The sequence below is a fragment of the Thermoactinomyces daqus genome (genome assembly GCF_000763315.1).
GTDB classification, from domain to species: Bacteria; Bacillota; Bacilli; order Thermoactinomycetales; family Thermoactinomycetaceae; genus Thermoactinomyces_A; species Thermoactinomyces_A daqus.
This window is the reverse complement of sequence record NZ_JPST01000079.1, coordinates 1-2,954: the sequence shown is the minus strand read 5'-3', so window position 1 is coordinate 2,954 and position 2,954 is coordinate 1. Positions and strand designations below refer to the sequence as shown.

General features: G+C 42.0%; 3 protein-coding genes. All 3 read left to right on the top strand.

From position 1 onward, the window contains the following. On the top strand, positions 1 to 180 hold a 180-nt coding region (locus JG50_RS20825; protein WP_235281750.1), incomplete at its 5' end, for a hypothetical protein. After that, the gene (locus JG50_RS0117795) at positions 149 to 718 is read left to right on the top strand and encodes a thermonuclease family protein (RefSeq protein WP_052154480.1); all 570 of its coding nucleotides are present in this window, start codon (positions 149 to 151) and stop codon (positions 716 to 718) included. The genes JG50_RS20825 and JG50_RS0117795, both read left to right, overlap by 32 nt. 987 nt (positions 719 to 1,705) lie before the next feature. Then, positions 1,706 to 2,686 carry a tyrosine-type recombinase/integrase gene (locus JG50_RS0117785; RefSeq protein WP_081944047.1) on the top strand — a complete coding sequence of 327 codons (981 nt, stop codon included), beginning with the start codon at positions 1,706 to 1,708 and terminating at the stop codon, positions 2,684 to 2,686. Positions 2,687 to 2,954 lie beyond the last annotated feature (268 nt).

Sequence of the window (2,954 nt, the reverse complement as noted above, 5' to 3'; positions counted from 1 at the left end):
GGGGTTTGTCATCAATCTCAACTTGAACCCTCTATGGGTTCAAGTTATTTATTTGTAAATGGGCAGCTAATTGCTGTTTGTTCATCAAAAAATGTTTCTATATTTTTAAATCAGAATTCTATTGCTATAATGAACAGGGGGTGGATCAATGAAAATAGGAATTATCCAAACCATCATTAAATGGGTGTATCAGCTTTTTACAGGTCGAAAGAAGACTTCCAGGAAGACAAGAAAGCCCAAAAAGGGACGTCTGGTCGTAAAGCAAGCGGAAGCCATTGATGGAGATACCATTCGGGGGATCGTGAGAGGTGAAAAGGTAAAAATCCGCCTGATTTTAGTAGATTGCCCGGAGACCCGTCACGCCCAAAAGGGGAAACAGCCGTATGGAGAAGAAGCCAAACAATTTACGAAGCGGAGAATCTCTCAGGCTAAACTTGTTGAAGTTGAATTACACGGTACAGGTGCAAAAGACAAATATGGCCGTCTGATTGGTCATGTGTTTGTGAACGGCCAAAATTTAAACCGCTTATTATTAAAGAATGGATACGCCCGGGTGGCTTATGCCTACGGAAAATATGCTTATGAAGATATATACCGGAAAGCAGAAGCTGATGCGAGAGAGAAACGTCTGAGAATTTGGTCGATGAAGGGATATGTTCAAGAGGATGGATTTCATCCAGAAGTCATGCCCAAGAAAGATATTGTAGCTGATACATAAGGAAATCAGGTTGTGACGTTCGTTTATCCGTGATTTGTAAAAACGATGGATAGCAGGAAACGAATTTCACCAGGCTTGTCTATGTTGATGAGTAGAAATTAAAAAAGATTTGTCTCTAAACAGGGAAACTGAAAACCAACAACACCACGACGGATTGATATACTTACCACCGCCTGCTGAGGCGGTTTTTTTGTTCAAAAAACCTCAAAACAACAAAAAAGAGGCGTCTAGAAGCCTCATAGAGCGATGAAATTTTATTTCGAATACCCTAGGTACCCCCAAAATGAAATAGGGCATAAAAATCGAAAAATCTAAAAGTGTTCTCATTTCTTGTGATATGGAGATTTAAGATTTGTTGAGTTTACTCATCAAACCGGATCAGTTGTGGATTTTCCCGGTTCCCTGAACCCAAAATTTGTCCTTTGTGTTTTTGGTCACGATAAAATAAACAGGCGTTTTGTTATCAAAACCAATATGTCTGATGGTTCCACCGCACTCAGATATATTTTTACGGGCTATTGTGGTATCCCGTCCCCAGGAAACATTGTGTTTGACCTCTACTTTCATGGTTTGATTTTTTCGGCAAGTGACGGATTTAAAGGTAAGCGTCAAATCATGATAGCCTTTAAATTTGAAATCACGGCTTCTTATCGATTTGTTGAAGTCGTAAACAAAACTGTGGGTAGCAGCATAACTGACTAGGGCGTGTCCGGTGAATATTCACCAGACACGCCCTAGCGGAAGCGCTAATAAAACGAGGCATACCAAGACTGAAACTGTTCTTTTCAACAAAGAAAACACCTCTTTTTTGTTTTTTTTGATTGCTAAACCTTTTACTTTCCTCTTTCTTGAATCCCCTCCTCCTTCCATTTTATTGGAAATGGATGGTAAATTCACGCTATTTTTACACAAACAAAAATTCGTATTTTATCCTCTTTATAACTTATGATAATATAAAATTATCCGAAGTTAGAAATGAGTGATCACATGAAATCATTTCGAATTCCGATTATCAAAACCGAGATAGTCGGTAATGAAAATTCAACTCCAACCCTTTATGAAAGTAGAGCAAAAAAGTATATGGAATCATCCAAATCGGCCAATACCCGAAAAGCCTATCGGACAGATTGGCAGCACTTTTTGGGTTGGTGTCAAGAACGCGACGTTAACCCGATCCCGGCTGATCCACAAAACGTATCCGACTACATCGCCGATCTTGCCGATCAAGGCTATAAAGCCTCTACCATTCAGCGCCGCATCGCTTCCATCAGTCAGGCGCATCAAATGGCAGGGTTTGAAAGCCCGACTCACACCGCAAAAGTACGCGCCACCTGGCAAGGGATTCGCCGAGAGCTGGGGACCGCACCAAAGCAAAAGAAAGCCGCCAGCATCGAAATCATCAAAGCCATGTGCCAAACTATTCCGGATACATTACTTGGCCACCGAAACCGCGCTTTGCTTTTAATTGGTTTTGCTTCTGGTTCCCGCCGCTCTGAATTGGTTTCCCTCGATGTCGAAGATGTCGAGTTTAGCGATGAAGGCGTTTTACTCCATATCCGCCGTTCCAAAACGGATCAGGAAGGCCGTGGTCGCAAAGTGGGAATCAAATATGGTTCGCATCCGCAAACTTGCCCAGTTCGTTCCCTTCAGAAATGGATCAGCGAATCCGGCATTACCACCGGAGCACTCTTTCGCAAAGTCGACCGCCACGGCAATGTCAAAGGACGCCTTACCGGAGATGGCGTTGCCTATATTATCAAGCGAATCTGTCAACAAGCAGGATTCGATCCCAAAGACTTCGCTGGTCATAGTCTCCGACGTGGATTCATTACGACTGCCCATCGCAACAAAAAAAGCGAGTACGCCATCATGAAGCAAACTGGTCATAAGTCCATTCAGACCATACGCCGATATATCGAAGACGCAGATGTATTCGCTGACAATGCAACAGACGGCATTGGTTTATAAAGTGACCAATATCCTGGCATCAATTCTTTGGGGGATGTCCGGAATCAATACAAATCTGGCCATATGAATTCTGCGTCACTTTTTTGATTCATTAATCATCAGAAATCTAAAGCAAGTGCCTCAAAGTAAAAGTGACACAGAATTCATGATCTACAACAGTTCAAATGTTGGAGGACTAAATGAAAAGGCATATATTCTCTTGGATTATTCGCTTACTGTTTGTGCTCTTATTAAGTTCCGTTGGATATTGTTACCGCCGGTCTATAAT

Coding starts and splice junctions, on each gene's coding strand:
- JG50_RS0117795 (WP_052154480.1), top strand. CDS start 149: ATGAAAATAGGAATTATCCAAACCATCATTAAATGGGTGTATCAGCTT.
- JG50_RS0117785 (WP_081944047.1), top strand. CDS start 1,706: ATGAAATCATTTCGAATTCCGATTATCAAAACCGAGATAGTCGGTAAT.